This is a genomic window from Stenotrophomonas rhizophila (genome assembly GCF_020857975.1).
Taxonomy (GTDB): domain Bacteria; phylum Pseudomonadota; class Gammaproteobacteria; order Xanthomonadales; family Xanthomonadaceae; genus Stenotrophomonas; species Stenotrophomonas rhizophila_C.
On sequence record NZ_JACWUO010000001.1, the window covers coordinates 416,099 to 432,174 of the forward strand.

Below are 16,076 nucleotides of genomic sequence, written 5' to 3' on the forward strand. Positions count from 1 at the left end.
CGGTACGCAGGCGCAGCCAATGAGACCGGCTGCGCCTACACTTGCGTGCATGCAAACCCAATTCCTGATCCTCGGCGGCCTGGTCTGTGCCGTCCTCGTCCTGCAGCTGGTGGCCATGCTGCGGCGTTCCCAGCATGGCGGCCTGGAACAGGCGCTGCGCGATGAGGCGCGGGTGGGCCGCAGCGAGCTGCGCGAGCAGCTCGAAGGACTGGGGCGGCAGCAGGATGCGCGGCTGGAAACCTTCGCGCGCGCGCTGACCGACCTGTCCACCCGCACCGACCAGCGCCTGGACCTGCTGCGCGATGCGCTGGGCGAAGACGCACGCCGGGCGCGCGAGGAAGGCACCCAGGCCCAGCAGCGCACCGGCGAACTGCTGGCGCTGCGCCTGCAGGAGGTGCGCGCGCAGCTGGAGGCATTCGGCCAGCAGCAGCAGGCGCGGATCGAGGCGTTCGGCCAGCAGCTGGTCGAGCTGACCGGCCGCACCGATGTGCACATGGCCGCGCTGCGCCAGGCCCTGGCCGACGATGCGCGGTTGGGCCGCGAGGAAGCCGGGCAGTCGCAGCAGCGCCTGGCCGAGTCGCTGGGCCTGCGCCTGCAGGAGCTGACCCAGCGCAACGAACAGCGCATCGGCGAGATGCGCAGCACGCTGGAACAGCAACTCAACGCCCTGCAGGCCGACAACGCGCAGAAGCTCGAACAGATCCGGGTGACCGTCGACGAGAAGCTGCAGACCACCCTGGAGACCCGCCTGGGCGCGTCGTTCCAGCTGGTCTCCGAACGCCTGGAGCAGGTCCAGCGCGGGCTGGGCGAAATGCAGCAGCTGGCCACCGGCGTGGGCGATCTCAAGCGCGTGCTGAGCAACGTCAAGAACCGTGGCAGCTGGGGCGAAGTGCAGCTGGACAACATCCTCGAGCAGACCCTGACCCAGGAGCAGTACGCGCGCGCGGTGAAGGTGCGCCCGGACAGCGGGGAGATCGTCGACATCGCCGTGCGCCTGCCCGGGCGTGGCCACGAAGACACCCCGGTGTGGCTGCCGATCGATTCCAAGTTCCCGCGCGAGGACTACGAACGCCTGCTCGATGCGCAGGAGCAGGGCGACGTCGAGGGCGTGCGGGTGCAGGGCGCGCAGCTGGAGCGCGCGATCCGCATCCAGGCCAAGTCGATCAGCGACAAGTACATCGCCCCGCCGCATACCACCGATTTCGCGGTGATGTTCCTGCCCACCGAAGGGCTGTATGCCGAAGTGATCCGCCGGCCCGGGCTGGTCGACCTGCTGCAGCGCGAGCACCGCGTGGTGGTGGCCGGGCCGACCACCGTCACCGCGCTGCTCAACAGCCTGCAGATGGGCTTCCGCACGCTGGCGATCGAACGCCGTTCCAGCGAAGTGTGGGGCCTGCTGGGCGCGGTCAAGAGCGAGTTCGGCAAGTTCGCCGGCATCCTGGAAAAGGCCGAAAAGCAGATCACCACGGTCGGCCGCAGCCTGGGCGAAGCCAGCCGCAAGACGCGCACCATCGAGCGCCGCCTGCGCGGGGTGGAGACGCTGGGCACCGAACAGTCCCAGGACCTGCTCGGCGATATCGCCGGCGAGGACGAGGACAGCGCGGCCGACGAGGCCGAGGGGACGCAGGACTGACCACGCGCGGACATGCAACGCATGCCCCGGATCGCGCATGCTATGCCTCCTGCCGACCGTTCAAGGAACCTGCATGCGCCTGACCCTGTTGTTGCCCCTGCTGCTGGCGCTGGCCGGCTGTGCCAGCACGCCCCCCGCTCCGTCGCCGGGCACTGAGCTCTCCGATACGACCGTGCCGGCCGCCGAAGCCGCTGCGCAGGCCGCCGCCGAGGCCGCCGCGGAAGCCGCCGCCGCCGCCACCTGCGCGGCCGAGGGCGGCACCCTGCAGGCACTGGGCCGCCTGCAACGCGAGCAATGCGTGGTGCGCTATGCCGACGCCGGCAAGGCCTGCAGGGCCAAGTCCGACTGCACCGGGCAGTGCCTGGCCACGGCCGAAACCGCTGTCGGCGCCAAGGCGTCGGGCGTATGCCAGTCCGATGTCAGCCAGAACTTCGGCTGCCGCCAGCGCATCGACAAGGGTGTGGCGCAGGGCACGATCTGCGTCGACTGATCTTTCCCCGGGCACGGTCCCGCCGTGCCTTTCCCGATCCAACGCAAGGACATTCCCCCCGTGAGCCAGACCGTCTACGACATCCCCGTCACCACCATCGAAGGCCAGCCGTCCTCGCTTGCGCACTACCGCGGCAAGGTGCTGCTGGTAGTCAATGTCGCCTCCAAGTGCGGCCTGACCCCGCAGTACGAAGGGCTGCAGAAGCTGTACAGCGACAAGCAGGCCGCCGGCCTGGAAGTGCTGGGGTTCCCGGCCAACAACTTCCTGGCCCAGGAGCCGGGCAGCGAGGCGGAGATCCAGCAGTTCTGCCAGCTGGAATACAACGTCGGCTTCCCGTTGTTTGCCAAGATCAGCGTGGCCGGTGAGGACACCCACCCGCTGTACCAGCAGCTGACCGCCGCCCAGCCGGCCGCCACCGGCGAAGGCCCGATGCGCGAGAAGCTGCAGGGCGCGGTGGCCAAGTACCCCGAGCTGGTGGTCAACCCGGCGCCGGGCGTGCTGTGGAATTTCGAGAAGTTCCTGATCGGTCGCGACGGCCAGGTGGTGGCACGCTTCGCCCCGGACGTGACGGCCGACGACGCGCGCCTGCTGGCTGCGGTCGACGCGGCACTGGCGGCCTGACCGGCGCCGGCGGGTAAATGGAAAAAGCCCCGCATTGGCGGGGCTTTTTTTATCGCACTACGACCAACGGCCGTGGTCTACCGCTGCGGTGGGTACCGACCGTTGATCGGTACCCCGATCGGTACGCCGGTCAATTGCCCCAGTTGGGCATCGGCATCGCATCGACCGGGATCGGCGCGGTGTCATCGGCGTCCCGGCCGCGCGCATGCTTGCCGCGCAGGTCGTTCTCGATCTGGTAGTTGCGGCGCTGCAGCCAGGCATCGCGAGTCAGGGCGTATTCGTCCACTGCGCTGTCGCGGATGTCGTCCAGCGCCATCAGCTGCGAGCGCATGTCCACCAGTTGCAGGCCCTGCAGGCCGATGCGCAGCTTGTCTTCCTCGATCGTGCGGATCGGCGACAGCGGCATGTCGCCGGCCAGGCCGAACACATCGCGCACGGTACGCGGGCCGAAGAACGGCAGTTCCACGTAGCGCGAACCGCGCCAGCCCCAGGCACCCAGGGTCTGGCCGAAGTCCTCGCTGCGGCGCGGCACCATCGCCTTGCTGGCCGGGTCGAACAGACCGCCCAGGCCCAGCGTGGAGTTCATCATGAAGCGGCCCAGGCTGTCCCAGGCATCGGCCGGGCGGCCCTGCAGCAGCTGGTTGGTGATGGTCACCGGCGCACGCAGGTTGCTGAAGAAGTTGGTTACCCCGGTGCGGGCAAAACGCGGCACCACGTGGGTATAGGCCGTTGCCAGCGGACGGGCGATGGCACGGTCGACCACGTTGTTGAAGCTGTGCACCTTGCGGTTGAACGGTTCCCACGGGTCGTAGGGTGGCCGGCCGGGTTCGCCGCCATCGGCGCTGGGGGCCGGGCCGCCGTACAGCGCGGCGAAATCGTCCTCGGCATCGGTCGGGGCGGCGTCGCCGGTACTGCCTGCCGCTGCGGTGGCATCGACAGCGGCAGGCGCAGGGGCGGCCGGTTCGGCACTGGCTGCCGACGGCGCATCGACCGTATCGGGCACGGCCGAGCTGTCCACCGCGACGCTGGCCGGTGCGGCATCGCGGGCCGGCTTGCCCGCGCATGCGGTGAGGGCCAGGGCCAGCAGGAGGAGTGAGAAAGTGCGTATGACGTTCATGTCAGCTCGCGGCAGTGGGGGCGTTGAAATCCAGGGACGGTGCCAGCCGGTAGGCGGCACTGAGTTCGTTGAAGCCGGCCGGGGCGCCGTTGATGTGCGGTTGGATGCCCTGGGCGCGCAGCCGCGCGGTCAGTTCGGCCAGCAGCGCCAGGCCGGCGCTGTCCACCTGCGGCACCGCGGTCAGGTCCAGCACCTGCACCGGGCCGGGCGCCTGCACGGTGTTCCACAGCGCGGTCGCCGCGGCGCGGTCGAGCACGCCGCTGAACACCAGCGAGGTGCCCTGCACGCTGGCGCTGGCCGGGTTACTTGCCACTCGGGGCGGCCTGCATGCTGCCGTTGCGCAGTTCGGTGGCCACCTGCTGGATCGACTTCTGGCGCAGCGGGGCATCGAACTGGGTCTTGAAGGTCTGCACGTAGGAGATGCCTTCGATCATCACATCGAAGATCTTCCACTGGCCGTTGACGTTGCGCATCAGGTAGTCGACCGGGGTCGCCTCGCTGCCGGCCCGCACCAGTTCGGTGGAAACCTTGACGCCGCGGTTGCCCGGCAGCGGCTGCTCGGCCTTCAGGCGGAAGCTGGGCTTGCCCTGGATCTCCAGCAGCGCCGAACCGTACCGCTGCATCAGGTTGTCGGCCATGGCATCGGCGAACAACTTGACGTCGGCATCGGAGGCACCGCGGCCGTGCACGCCCAGCACCAGGCGGGCGGCGTAGTCACGGTCGAAGGTCTTGGTCAGTTCGCCGTTGATGAAGCTGCGCAGCGCGGCCGGGTTGCTGCGGAACTCGCCGCGGCGCTGCTGCAGGGTGGACAGGATGCGGGTGCTGGCATCGAGCACGACCTTGCCGGCCTGGCCCTGCTGGGCGCTGGCGGCGGCCGGCGCGGCCTGGGCAAAGCTGAGCGAGGGGACGCTGGCGAGCAGGGCAGAGGCCAGCAGGAGCGGAATCAGTTTGGTTTTCATTTGTGCGCTTCCGTTGCCGGCGCGTCGGCGCCGGGAGCATCCTGGGGAGCGGCGCCGGCATTGGCCGGGCCACTGAACATGTACTTGCCGACCAACTGCATCAGGTCCACCGCCGGCTGGGTGAAGACGATTTCCTCGCCGGACTTGAGCACGTCCGGATCGCCGCCGGGCTGAAGACCGATATAGCTTTCGCCAAGCAAACCGCTGGTGAATATGCCTGCCGAGGTATCGGCCGGCAGATCCTTGAACTTCGGGTCCAGCTTCAGGGTGACGATCGAGTCGAACCGGGTCGGGTCCAGCTCGATCGCGGCGACCTGGCCCACCACCACGCCACCGATCTTGACCGGCGCCTGCTTGCGCAGCTGGCCGATCTGGGTGAAGCGCGCCTTCAGCTCGTAGCCGTCGCCGCCCAGGCCCCAGCGTTGGTTGGTGGAGGCGACGGCCAGCACCAGCAGCGAGGCCAGCGCCAGCAGCAGGAACGCGCCGACGGAAAATTCGAGTCTGGGACCGCGGATGGCCATGGGTTGTCTCACTTGTTCTTGGTCAGGTGCCCGGGCAGGTGCCCGGGCGGGGGTCTGGAGGTTCAGCGGAACATCATTGCCGACAGCACGAAGTTGAACATCAGCACCAGCAGCGAGGCATTGACCACCGCGCGGGTGGTCGCCACCGAGGTGCCTTCGATGGTGGGTTCGGCGTGGAAGCCGACATAGGACGCGACCAGGGCGGCGGTGCCGCCGAAGATCGCCGACTTCAGCATCGCCACGCCGAAGTCGTCCCAGAAGTCCACGCTGTTGCTCAGCGCCGACCAGAACACGCCGTTGTCCAGGCCGAGCACATGCACGGCCTCGAAGTAGCTGGCGCTGATCGCCAGCGAGCAGAAGATGCCGGTCAGCAGCGGCACGGTCAGCACCGCCGCCCAGAAGCGTGGCGCGACGACTTTGGCGACCGGGTCGATCGCCATCAGTTCCAGTGCCTTGATCTGGTCGGTGGCGCGCATCAGGCCCAGCTCGGCGGCGATCGAACTGCCGGCGCGGCCGATGAACAGCAGCGCGGTCAGCACCGGCGCCAGTTCGCGGTACAGCGACAGCCCCAGCAGGGTCGACAGCGCATCGGCCGCGCCGAAGGTGGTCAGCGTGCGGTAGCCCTGCAGGGTCAGCACCAGGCCGACGAAGGCACCGCCGACGGCGATGATCGGCAGCGAGCGCGCGCCCACCTTGTAGATCTCGCGGGTCAGCTCGGCGAGGAAATCGGCGGTCGGCAGCGAGCCGCGCAGCACCGTCAGCGAGAACAGGCCGGCCCGGCCCAGCGCGCGGGTGGCGTCAACGAACGGCATCAGGCAACCCTCGCACGCGGCGTAGCATCGAAGGGAATCGGACCGTCCGGCTGGCCGTGCAGGAACTGGCGCAGCAACGGGTCCTGGCTGGACTCCAGCTGCGCCGGGCTGCCCTGGAACACCACCCCGCCGTTGGCGATGGCGATCACCTGGTCGCAGATCGGCAGGGTCTCGTGCACGTGGTGGCTGACGATGATGCTGGTCAGGCCCAGGCTGTGGTTGAGGCGCTGGATCAGGCTCATGATCACCCCCGAGGCGATCGGGTCCAGCCCGGTCAGCGGTTCGTCATAGATCATCAACGGCGGGTCCAGGGCCAGCGCGCGCGCCAGCGCCACCCGTCGCGCCATGCCGCCGGACAGCTCGCGCGGCCACGCGTCGGCGGCGGCCAGCAGGCCCACCGCGTGCAGTTTCATCTGCACCAGGCGGTGCAGCAGCGGTGCCGGCAGGCGGGTATGGGTGCGCAGCGGCAGCGCCACGTTCTCGGCCACGGTCAGGTCGGTCAGCAACCCGTTGCCCTGCAGCAGCACGCCCACGCTCTTGCGCATTTCCAGCAGGGCGCGGTTGCCGGTGGGAATCGGCTGGCCGAACAGGCGCACATCGCCGGCGACCGGGCGCAGTTCGCCGGTCAGCGCCGCCAGCAAGGTGGACTTGCCACTGCCCGACGGGCCGAGCACGGCGGTGATGCTGCCGCGCGGGACGCGCAGCGAAACATCGCGCAGGATCGGACGACCGCCGCGGTCAATGCGGACGTTGGACAACTGCACCAGAGGTTCTTCGGAAGCCGTCATGGACGCCATTAACAAAATTCCAACGTTGTAAGATCATGGTGAACGGCTGAACATAACCGAACTGGACCGTGCAGTATTGTCGCACGGCCATGGCTGCGCATCGGCCGGGCAGTCCTGCCGCCGGCTGCAACACAGCGTACCGGGCCGGCGCCGGTTGGCGTGAGTGGCCCGAAAGGCCATGCCCGCGCTGCGTTCGCGCGCCGGCTGCGGCACACTGCCGTGATGACCAATGCAGTTCCGGATGTCCGCCTCTACCACTCCAATGCCCTCGATGTGCTGGCCGCCCTGCTGGCCGCCACGCTGCGCACCCCGGTGCCGGGCCAGTCGATCCTGGTGCCGGAGGTGGTGCTGATCCCGCAGGTGGCGATGCGCCGCTGGCTGCAGTCCACCCTGGCCGCCGAATACGGCATCGCCGCCAATCTGGACTTCCTCACCCCCGGCGAGCTGGTCGCGCGCGCCTTGAATGCCAATGTACCCGGCGAGCATGACGACCTGGCCGCGGCCGCCCTGCGCTGGAAGCTGTATGCCGCCCTGACCGACCCGGCCCTGATGGCGCAGCCGCCGATGCGCGCGCTGCAGGCCTATCTCTCCGTCGCCGACCCGCTCAAGCCCTGGGCGCTGGCCGCCGAGCTGGCCTCGGTGTTCGAGAAGTACCAGGCCTGGCGCCGTGACTGGCTGCTGGGCTGGGAGGCCGGGGCCGCGCCGAACGACCCGCAGGCGATCCTGTGGCGGCACATCGCCCTTGGCCAGCAATACCGCGCGCGCCGCATCGATGCCTATCTGGCCCGCTTCGAGGGCGCCGGCCAGCCGTTGCCGCAGGGCCTGCCGGCGCGGATGTTCGCCTTTGCCACGCTGAACATCTCCCCGGACGTGCTGCGGGTGATGGCCACCCAGGCGCGGGTGGGCACGCTGCACTTCTACCTGCCCACCCCGACCCAGGCGTACTGGGGGGACCTGCAGACCCTGGGCGAGAAGCTGCGCAGCGGCGCGCCCGATCCGTTCGGCGAGGCGGCCGGGGAGAACCGCCTGCTGCAGGCCTGGGGCGCGGCCGGCCGCGACTTCATGGCGGTGCTGGGCAGCTATGAAGTGGTGCACCCCTCCGGCGAGATCGCCGCCTACAACGACCCCGAGGACGACGCCCGGCCGGGGCTGGACCAGGGCGGCTTGTCCGACAGCCTGCTGCACCGCCTGCAGCGCGATCTGTTCCATCGCCGCGGCCAGCCCTCCGGCGCGTTGCGCCCGGCGCTGCGCTACGACGATCCCAGCCTGCAGGTGCATGCCTGCCATACCCGCCTGCGCGAACTGCAGGTACTGCACGACCAGTTGCGCGGCCTGCTCCAGGACCCGCGCTTCGATCCCCCGTTGCAGGCCCGCGACATCGCAGTGCTGGCCCCGGACATCGATCCCTACGTGCCCTACCTGGAAGCGGTGTTCGGCGGCCGCAGCGGTGGCCAGGACCATATTCCCTATGCGCTGGCCGACACCAGCCCGCTGGCCGGCGAACCGCTGGCCGATGTGTTCGTGCACCTGCTGGGGCTGCCGGTATCGCGCTTTGGCCTGAACGAAGTGCTGGACCTGCTGGCCAGCCCACCGCTGGCCGAGGCGGCCGGGCTGGACGCGGCGGCCTTCGACCGCCTGCACGACTGGCTGCAGGCCGCCGGCGCACGCTGGGGGCTCAATGCCGGGCACCGCCGGCAGCACCAGGCGCCGGCCGACGACGCCTTCACCTGGCAGTTCGCGTTGGACCGGTTGCTGCTCGGCCATGCCAGCGGCAGCGACGGCGACATTGCCGGGGTGGCGCCGTGGCCGGAACTGGAAGGCAGCGCGCTGGACGCACTGGACCGCCTGCTCGGCCTGCTGCGGGTGCTGGCCCGGTACCAGCAGGCGCTGGGCCAGGCCCTGCCGCCGGCGCAATGGCGCCGGCGGCTGCTGGCGCTGCTCGACGCGCTGCTGCCCGAACCGCCGGCGGCGGCCAACAGCCAGCGCGCGCTGGAACGCCTGCGCAAGCTGATCAACGAATTCGCCGCCGATGCCGACAGCGCCCGTTTCCAGGGCGAGGTTCCGCCGGAAGTGGTGCGCGCGCACTTTGCCGGCGTGCTGGCCGAAGCCGATACCCGCGCCCCGTTGCTGACCGGCGGGGTCAGCTTCGGCCGCATGGTGCCGATGCGGCTGCTGCCGTTCCGGGTGATCTGCGTGCTGGGCTTGAACGATGGCGATTTCCCGCGCCGCGATCCGGCCGCCGGGCTCAACCAGCTCACCGCCGAACTGGGCACCGACCGGCGCCGGCACGGCGACCGCTCGCTGCGCGAGGACGACCGCTTCCTGTTCCTGCAGCTGTTCGCCTCGGCGCAGGACGTGTTCTACCTGAGCTATCTCGGCGCCGATCCGCGCGATGGCAGCGTGCGCGAGCCGTCGGTACTGGTCAGCGAACTGCTCGATGCGGCCGCCGAGTACCACCAGGTACCGGCCGACGCCGCCAGGGCGCTGACCGTGCGGCATTCGCTGCAGCCGTTCGCCCCGGCGGCGTTCGGCGGCGGCGATGAGCCGCGCCGCTTCAGCTATCGCCAGCAGTGGCATCCGGCGGCCGGTTCGCTGGGCGGCACGCGGCGCGCGCTGGCGCCGTGGTTCGACGCACCGTTGCCGGCGCTGGACACGCTGGAAGCGGCGGCCGAACTGAGCCTGGATGCGCTGCGCCGTTTCCTCACCGATCCGGCCAGCCAGTTCCTGTCGCAACGGCTGGGCCTGCGCCTGCCCGAGGACCTGGGCGATGCCGACGATGTCGAACCGCTGGTGATGGCCACCGGCGGCACCGACGCCCTGCTGCTGCAGGAGGCGGTGATCCAGGCCACGCTCGAGCAGGACCACGCGCCGCTGTACCCGCGGCTGCGCGCGCGTGCGCTGTTGCCGTCGGGGGCCCTGGGCCAGCGCCAGTTCGAGGTATTGCACGCGCAGACCCGGCCGTATGCGCAGGCCCTGGCGCAGTGGCAGGACGGCAGCCGCGCCGACAGCCGCCGTTATGAGGTGGACATCGACGGAGTACGCCTGCACGGACGGGTCGACGGGGTGTATCCGCATGGCCTGGCGCGGCTGCGCCCGGGCCCGCTCACCGGCCGCGCGGCGATCCGCCAGGGACTGGACTGGTTGCTGACCAACGCCGCCGGCGATGCGCAGCCGCTGGTCCAGTTCCACGAGGCCGGCGACGACGGGCTGGGCCCGCACATCCTGCCAGCACTGCCGCGCGAGCAGGCCCGGCAGGTGTTGCGCCGCCTGTTGCAGCTGCGCCAGGAAGGGTTGCGCGCACCGTTGCTGTACGCGCCGTCCACCGGCTGGGCGCTGTACACCGCCGCCGAGGCCAAGCGCGAAGCCGACGGCCGCGCCAAGTGGCACGGCAGCGACCGCACCTGGGCCGAATCCAGCGGTGCCGGTTACCAGCTGGCGCTGCGCGGCCGCGATCCGTTCGCCAGCGCCGACAGCTACCGGCAACTGCTGCACAACAGCCTGGTGGTGTTCACCGCAGTGCGCGAAGGCCGGGTGTTCGCCGGCTTCGACCAGGAAGGAGCCCTGCGATGATCGACCACGACCTGCCCGACGATCCCTACCTGTCGCTGCCGCTGGACGGCGTGCGCCTGATCGAGGCCAGCGCCGGCACCGGCAAGACCTTCACCCTGGCCACGCTGTTCACCCGGCTGGTGGTGGAAAACGGCTGGCGCATCGGCCAGATCCTGGCGGTGACCTTCACCGATGCCGCCACCCAGGAACTGCGCAAGCGCATCCGCGAGCGCCTGGCGCTGGCCGCCCAGCTGGTGCAGCGCCCGGCTGCCGACGAGGACAGTCCCGAGGTGGTGCTGACCCGTGCGATCCTGCAGCGCCAGCTCGCCCTCGGCCGGGAAACCCCGGCCGCGCTTGCACGCCGGCTGCAGACCGCTGCCGATGAAATCGACCTGGCGTCGATCTTCACCATCCATGGCTTCTGCGCCCGGGTACTGCGCGAGCACGCCCTGGAAAGCGGGCATACCTTCGACCCGCCCACACTGCTGCCCAGCGAACGGGCGCTGCACGACGAGCTGGCCGCCGACCTGTGGCGGGTGCACGCCAACGATCCGGCCACGGTCGATGCCCTGACCCGGCTTTGGTCCGGCCCGGAGGCATTGGCGGCCGGCCTGGCCACGCTGATCAAGCCGCTGCCGTTGTTGCCGGCCCCGCCCGCAGCGCTGGCCGACGATCCGCGGCCGGCGCATGTGCTGGCCGCCCGGCAGTTCGCCGCCGCCTACCGCACCCATGGCGAGGCATTCCTGGGCGAAGTCTGCGCGGCGGTGGAAAACAAGGTGCTCAACGGCAGCAGCTACAAGCTGGCCTGGCTGGAACCGCTGGCCGTGCAGCTGCACCGCTGGGCCGGGGCCGACGATCCGGACGCGCCGCTGGACCTGGAACGGCTGCGCCGGCTGGGCGCCGACGAACTGGCCGCGCGCACCAACAAGGCGCACGCCGGCAAGGCGCCCTGCTCGCCGCTGCAGCACGAACTGGCCGTGTACCTGGCCAGCGCCGACGCGCTGGAGCAGTGGCAGCGCGGCCAGGCCATCGCCTTCCTGCATGCGCTGCGCGACCAGGCCCGCACCCGCCTGGCCGAACTCAAGCGGATCGGCCGGGTACAGAGCTACGACGATCTGATCCATGGCGTGGCCGATGCGCTGGAAGGCCCGCACCGCGCCGCGCTGGTGCGGCAGCTGCGTGCGCAGTACGCGATCGCGCTGGTGGATGAGTTCCAGGACACCGACGACCGCCAGTGGGGCATCTTCCAGCAGGTGTTCGGCGACACCGCGCAGACCGCCGAGGCGGGGCTGGCCCCGGCGCTGTTCCTGATCGGCGATCCCAAGCAGGCCATCTACGGCTTCCGCGGCGGCGATATCCACACCTACCTCAAGGCCAAGCAGCAGGCGCAGGCCGCGCCGCCGCTGGACCGCAACTTCCGCTCGCGCCCGGCGGTGCTGCGTGCCATCGCGGCGTTGTACGCCCAGGCCGGCGAACACGCCTTCCTGGAGCAGGGCATCGCCTTCGAGCCGGTGCACCCCGGCGGTACGCGGCTGGACGCCGATTTCCTGCGCGACGGCATACCGGCCCCGGGCCTGACCGTACGCATGCTGCACAACCCCGACGGCGGCGCGCTCAAGGCCGATCCATCGCGGCAGCAGGCCGGCGATGCCTGCGTGGCGGCGATCCACCAGGTACTCAGCGAGGCCCGCCAGGGCCGCGCGCTGCTGCGCGGGCAGCCGGTGCAACCCGGCGACATCGCCGTGCTGGTGCGCTCGCACCGCGAAGCCGTGCGCATCCAGCAGGCGCTGGGCGCGGTCGGCATCCCCGCCGTCGCCGCCGGCAAGCAGAGCCTGTACGCCACCGCCGAGGCGCACGAGCTGCGCCTGCTGCTGCTGGCCCTGCTGCAGCCGGCCGATGAAGGGCGGCTGCGCGCGGCGCTGTCCAGCGTGCTGCTCGGCGAAGATGCGCAGGCCATCGCCGCGCTGGAAGGCGACGGCCATTCCCAGCGCGGCTTCCAGGTCCGCCTGCTGCTGTGGCGCGAACGCTGGCAGCGCGGCGGGCCGTTCGCGGTGATCGCCGACCTGTGCGCCGAACACGCCGAACGCCTGCTTGGCCTGCTCGATGGCGAGCGCCGCCTGACCAACTACCTGCAGCTGGGTGAACTGCTGCAGCAGGCCGCCGCCCAGACCCTGGGGATGCATGGCCTGCTGGACTGGCTGCAGGTGCAGATGGCCCATGCCGACCAGGACGACGAACAGCAGCTGCTGCGGCTGGAATCGGACGCGCGGCGGGTGCAGATCATCACCCTGCACAAGAGCAAGGGCCTGGAATACCCGCTGGTCTACCTGCCGTTCGTCGGCATCGGCCGCGATGCCCGCAACAGCGCGGCCCACTGCACGGTGTATGCCAACGAGCGCCGCGAGCTGCACTGGAAACTGGACAAGGACGAGGCCTGGGCCGCCGCCAGCGCGCGCAGCGCGCAGGAACAGGAGGCCGAGGACGCACGCCTGCTCTACGTGGGGCTGACCCGCGCCGAACATGCGCTGTGGATCGCCGCCGGCGACCTTGCCGGGCTGGCCAAGACCCGCCTGGCGCCGATGCTGTCGGACCTGGACGCACTGCGCGCGCACCCGGACATCGCGGTGCTCGACGGCGCGCTGGAACCACGCCCGGCGCAGCTGGCCTTCCAGCGCGAGGGCGACCTGCCGCCGGTGCGCGCGTTGACCCGCCGCGTGCCGCACGACTGGTGGGTGTACAGCTTCACCCAGCTGGCGCACGCCGACGCCAGCCATGACACCGACGCGGCCGCCACCGAAGTGCCGGCCCCGGCCGCCGACGAACCGGCGGGCATCAGCTTGGACGCCGATGCCGAGGCGGCGGCACCGGCCAGCGAGGCGGCGGTCGACCCGCGCTTCATGGGCAGCCGTTTCGGCAACGTGCTGCACGAGGCGCTGGAAAACACCGAGTTCGCGCAATGGGCCGGCTGGCAGGCCGGGCAACCGGCGCCTGCCGATCAAGCCCAGGTACTGCGCGCCTCGCTGGCTGCCGAAGGCTATGCCGATGAAGACCTCGACGACGGCGTGGCGGTGCTGACCACGCTGGTTGGCCAGACCCTGACCGTGGCGCTGCCCGAAGGCGGCGCGCTGCACGACCTGCCGGCCAACACGCGCCGCGCCGAAATCGAGTTCCACTTCGCCATGCAGCCCACCGCGGTACCGGCGCTGCTGCAGCTGCTGCACGCGCATGGGCTGGTGCGCGAACGCCACAGCTTCGGTGCCCGGCGCACGCTGGAGGGCCTGATGACCGGCAAGATCGATCTCACCTACGAACGCGGCCAACGCTGGTACGTGCTCGACTACAAATCCAATCGCCTGCCCGGCTATGACCGGGCGCAGCTGGAAAGCGCCATGCAGCACAGCGAATACGACCTGCAGGCACTGATCTACACGGTGGCATTGCACCGCTGGCTGCGCTTCCGGCTGGGCGCGCAGTACGACCAGGCGCGCGACATGGGCGGCATCCGCTACCTGTTCTGCCGTGGCCTGGATGCCACGCGCGCCGACAGCCCGGGCGTGTACGCGCACCGCTTCGATCCGGCGCTGGTGGATGCCGTGGATGCATTGTTCGCCGGTGGCCCGCAGGCCCAGGCGCGCATGGCCGCGCGCGCGCGGGGCGAGGCATGAGCCTGCTCGCCGCACTGCAGCGCAGCAACGCCCTGCGCAGCCTGGACCAGGCGCTGGCGCGCAGCCTGCAGCGGTTGCGCCCGGACACGCCCGATGCGGTGCTGGCCGGCGCCGCGCTGGCCTCGCTGGCGGTGGCCCAGGGCCATGCCGGGTTGGACCCGCGGCAGCCGCAGCGGCTGCTCGAGGCCGGCGTGGACTGGCCGCCCGGCGCGGACTGGCTGGCTCAGCTGGGCGCCTCGGCGTGGGTGGACATGCCCGCTTCGCAGACCGACGCGGCCGCCACCGATGCGCCGCTGGTACTGGAAAACGGCCTGCTCTACCTGCGCCGCTACCGCGAATACGAACGCCGCCTGGCCGAAGGCCTGCAACGCATCGCCAGCCATCGGCTGGATGCGGCCGACCCGGCGACGCTGGCGGCGCTGTTCGGCCAGCTGTTCCCGCAGGCCCGCGACAGCATCGACCACCAGGCGCGCGCGGCCGCCGTCGCGCTGCGCCATCCGCTGGTGCTGGTCACCGGCGGGCCCGGCACCGGCAAGACCACCACCATCGCGCGCCTGCTGGTGCTGCTGGCCGCGCAGGCGGTGCAGGTCGACCAGCCGTTGCCGCGGGTCGCGCTGGCCGCGCCCACCGGCCGCGCCGCCGAGCGCATGGCCGAAAGCCTGCGCCTGGCGGTGCAGCGGCTGCGCCTGCTCGGCATCGCCCCGGCGCTGTGCGACGCCATGCCCGGCACCGGCACCACCCTGCATCGCCTGCTCGGGGTGATTCCCGATTCCCCGCGCTTCCGCCACCACGGCGACAACCCGTTGCCGTTCGAGGTGGTGGTGGTGGACGAAGCGTCGATGATCGACCTGCCGTTGATGGCCAAGCTGGTCGAGGCGATCGCCTCGGGTACCCGGCTGGTGCTGCTGGGCGATCCGGACCAGCTGCCCTCGGTGGAAGCCGGCGATGTGCTCAGCGCGATCCTGCACGCCAGTGGCGATGGCCTGGGCACCCAGGCCGACGATGCCCAGGCCCTGCGCCCGCTGCTGGCGCCGGCGGCATTGCAGCCGCTGGCCGCGCCAATCCGGTTCGCCGGCCGGCGCGTGCAGCTGCAGCGCGGCTACCGGCAGACCGATGCGCTCGACCTGGCCGCGCTGGCCCAGGCCGTCCGCCAGGGCGACAGTGCCACCACGCTGGCCCTGCTGCGCGGCGGCACGCTGGCCGGCGTGCATTTCCATGAAGATCACCGCGACCCGTTGCAGCACCACCAGCAGCACCTGCTGGCGCATTGGCGAGCGCTGGGCGCGGCGGCCGACCCGGGCCAGGCGCTGGCCGATGCCGGCCGGATCCGCCTGCTCACCGCGTTGCGCGAAGGGCCGCAGGGCGCCCGCGGGCTCAACGCCCGCATCGAAGCCCTGTTGGCCGGGGTGCCGCGGCCGGGCCTGGCGCCGGGCTATTTCCACGGCCGCTTGCTGCTGATCACCGAGAACAGCTACCGCCACCGTCTGTTCAACGGCGATATCGGCATCTGCCTGGCCGATCGCAACGGCGCGGTGACGGCCTGGTTCCCCGGCGAAACCCCGGACCAGCCGCGCGGCTTCCATCCCGGCGCATTGCCCGCGCACGAAAGCGCGTTCGCGATGACCGTGCACAAGGCGCAGGGCTCGGAATTCGATGAGGTCTGGTTGCAGTTGCCGCGCCAGGACAACGGCGTGCTGTCGCGCGAGCTGGTCTATACCGGCATCACCCGGGCGCGGCAGTCGCTGCATGTACTGGGCGGCGAGGAGGTGATCATCGCCGCGCTCAAGCGCCATGCCAGCCGTGTGTCCGGGTTGGCCATGCGGTTGCAGGGTCACAAAGATCCGGCCGTGCAGGACAGTGCGGCAGCGCCGATCGACAGCGCCGCCGTGCCGCCGCCGGCGCAGGGCCGGCTGTTCTGAAG

General features: G+C 70.9%; 12 protein-coding genes. 6 read left to right on the plus strand and 6 right to left on the minus strand.

The features are described 5' to 3' along the window. The first annotated feature begins 49 nt into the window (after positions 1–49). The 3 genes from rmuC to IC535_RS01800 all read left to right on the plus strand — a co-directional run bounded on the left by rmuC (position 50) and on the right by IC535_RS01800 (position 2,744). Complete coding sequence (rmuC, locus tag IC535_RS01790) at positions 50–1,633, plus strand: DNA recombination protein RmuC (RefSeq protein ID WP_228884849.1); 1,584 nt, start codon at positions 50–52, stop codon at positions 1,631–1,633. A gap of 73 nt (positions 1,634–1,706) precedes the next feature. Next, positions 1,707–2,123, plus strand: coding sequence for a hypothetical protein (locus tag IC535_RS01795; protein WP_228884850.1), 417 nt, complete (start codon positions 1,707–1,709; stop codon positions 2,121–2,123). Positions 2,124–2,183: 60 nt separating this feature from the next. Beyond that, positions 2,184–2,744 (plus strand): glutathione peroxidase, encoded by a 561-nt coding sequence (locus tag IC535_RS01800; RefSeq protein WP_228884851.1) that lies wholly within the window; start codon positions 2,184–2,186, stop codon positions 2,742–2,744. 130 nt (positions 2,745–2,874) lie between these two features. Here IC535_RS01800 and IC535_RS01805 read toward each other — a convergent pair whose 3' ends face one another. From IC535_RS01805 to IC535_RS01830, 6 genes are all read right to left on the minus strand, one after another. Next, positions 2,875–3,861 carry an MlaA family lipoprotein gene (locus IC535_RS01805; protein ID WP_228884852.1) on the minus strand — a complete coding sequence of 329 codons (987 nt, stop codon included), beginning with the start codon at positions 3,859–3,861 and terminating at the stop codon, positions 2,875–2,877. A gap of 1 nt (position 3,862) precedes the next feature. Next, positions 3,863–4,174, minus strand: coding sequence for an STAS domain-containing protein (locus IC535_RS01810; protein ID WP_228884853.1), 312 nt, complete (start codon positions 4,172–4,174; stop codon positions 3,863–3,865). After that, the gene (locus IC535_RS01815) at positions 4,164–4,820 is read right to left on the minus strand and encodes an MlaC/ttg2D family ABC transporter substrate-binding protein (RefSeq protein ID WP_228884854.1); all 657 of its coding nucleotides are present in this window, start codon (positions 4,818–4,820) and stop codon (positions 4,164–4,166) included. The genes IC535_RS01810 and IC535_RS01815 overlap by 11 nt, the downstream gene beginning before the upstream one ends. Next, positions 4,817–5,341, minus strand: coding sequence for an outer membrane lipid asymmetry maintenance protein MlaD (gene mlaD, locus IC535_RS01820; protein ID WP_228884855.1), 525 nt, complete (start codon positions 5,339–5,341; stop codon positions 4,817–4,819). Before mlaD ends, IC535_RS01815 begins: the two co-directional genes overlap by 4 nt. 62 nt (positions 5,342–5,403) lie before the next feature. After that, positions 5,404–6,153: an MlaE family lipid ABC transporter permease subunit gene (locus IC535_RS01825; RefSeq protein WP_228884856.1), complete on the minus strand. Its 750-nt coding sequence runs from the start codon at positions 6,151–6,153 to the stop codon at positions 5,404–5,406. Continuing rightward, positions 6,153–6,941 (minus strand): ABC transporter ATP-binding protein, encoded by a 789-nt coding sequence (locus tag IC535_RS01830; RefSeq protein ID WP_228884857.1) that lies wholly within the window; start codon positions 6,939–6,941, stop codon positions 6,153–6,155. Before IC535_RS01830 ends, IC535_RS01825 begins: the two co-directional genes overlap by 1 nt. A 222-nt stretch (positions 6,942–7,163) precedes the next feature. On the opposite strand from IC535_RS01830, the gene recC reads away from it, so the two are divergent. The 3 genes from recC to recD are packed head-to-tail and all read left to right on the plus strand — an operon-like array spanning position 7,164 to position 16,074. Beyond that, positions 7,164–10,511, plus strand: a complete 3,348-nt coding sequence (gene recC, locus IC535_RS01835; protein ID WP_228884858.1) for an exodeoxyribonuclease V subunit gamma — start codon at positions 7,164–7,166, stop codon at positions 10,509–10,511. After that, positions 10,508–14,155, plus strand: a complete 3,648-nt coding sequence (gene recB / locus IC535_RS01840; protein ID WP_228884859.1) for an exodeoxyribonuclease V subunit beta — start codon at positions 10,508–10,510, stop codon at positions 14,153–14,155. Before recC ends, recB begins: the two co-directional genes overlap by 4 nt. Further along, entirely contained in the window at positions 14,152–16,074 is a 1,923-nt protein-coding gene (recD, locus tag IC535_RS01845) for an exodeoxyribonuclease V subunit alpha (protein WP_228884860.1), read from the plus strand. Before recB ends, recD begins: the two co-directional genes overlap by 4 nt. The last annotated feature ends 2 nt before the right edge of the window (positions 16,075–16,076 follow it).

Coding starts and splice junctions, on each gene's coding strand:
- rmuC (WP_228884849.1), top strand. CDS start 50: ATGCAAACCCAATTCCTGATCCTCGGCGGCCTGGTCTGTGCCGTCCTC.
- IC535_RS01795 (WP_228884850.1), top strand. CDS start 1,707: ATGCGCCTGACCCTGTTGTTGCCCCTGCTGCTGGCGCTGGCCGGCTGT.
- IC535_RS01805 (WP_228884852.1), bottom strand. CDS start 3,861: ATGAACGTCATACGCACTTTCTCACTCCTCCTGCTGGCCCTGGCCCTC.
- IC535_RS01815 (WP_228884854.1), bottom strand. CDS start 4,820: ATGAAAACCAAACTGATTCCGCTCCTGCTGGCCTCTGCCCTGCTCGCC.
- mlaD (WP_228884855.1), bottom strand. CDS start 5,341: ATGGCCATCCGCGGTCCCAGACTCGAATTTTCCGTCGGCGCGTTCCTG.
- IC535_RS01825 (WP_228884856.1), bottom strand. CDS start 6,153: ATGCCGTTCGTTGACGCCACCCGCGCGCTGGGCCGGGCCGGCCTGTTC.
- IC535_RS01830 (WP_228884857.1), bottom strand. CDS start 6,941: ATGACGGCTTCCGAAGAACCTCTGGTGCAGTTGTCCAACGTCCGCATT.
- recC (WP_228884858.1), top strand. CDS start 7,164: ATGACCAATGCAGTTCCGGATGTCCGCCTCTACCACTCCAATGCCCTC.
- recB (WP_228884859.1), top strand. CDS start 10,508: ATGATCGACCACGACCTGCCCGACGATCCCTACCTGTCGCTGCCGCTG.
- recD (WP_228884860.1), top strand. CDS start 14,152: ATGAGCCTGCTCGCCGCACTGCAGCGCAGCAACGCCCTGCGCAGCCTG.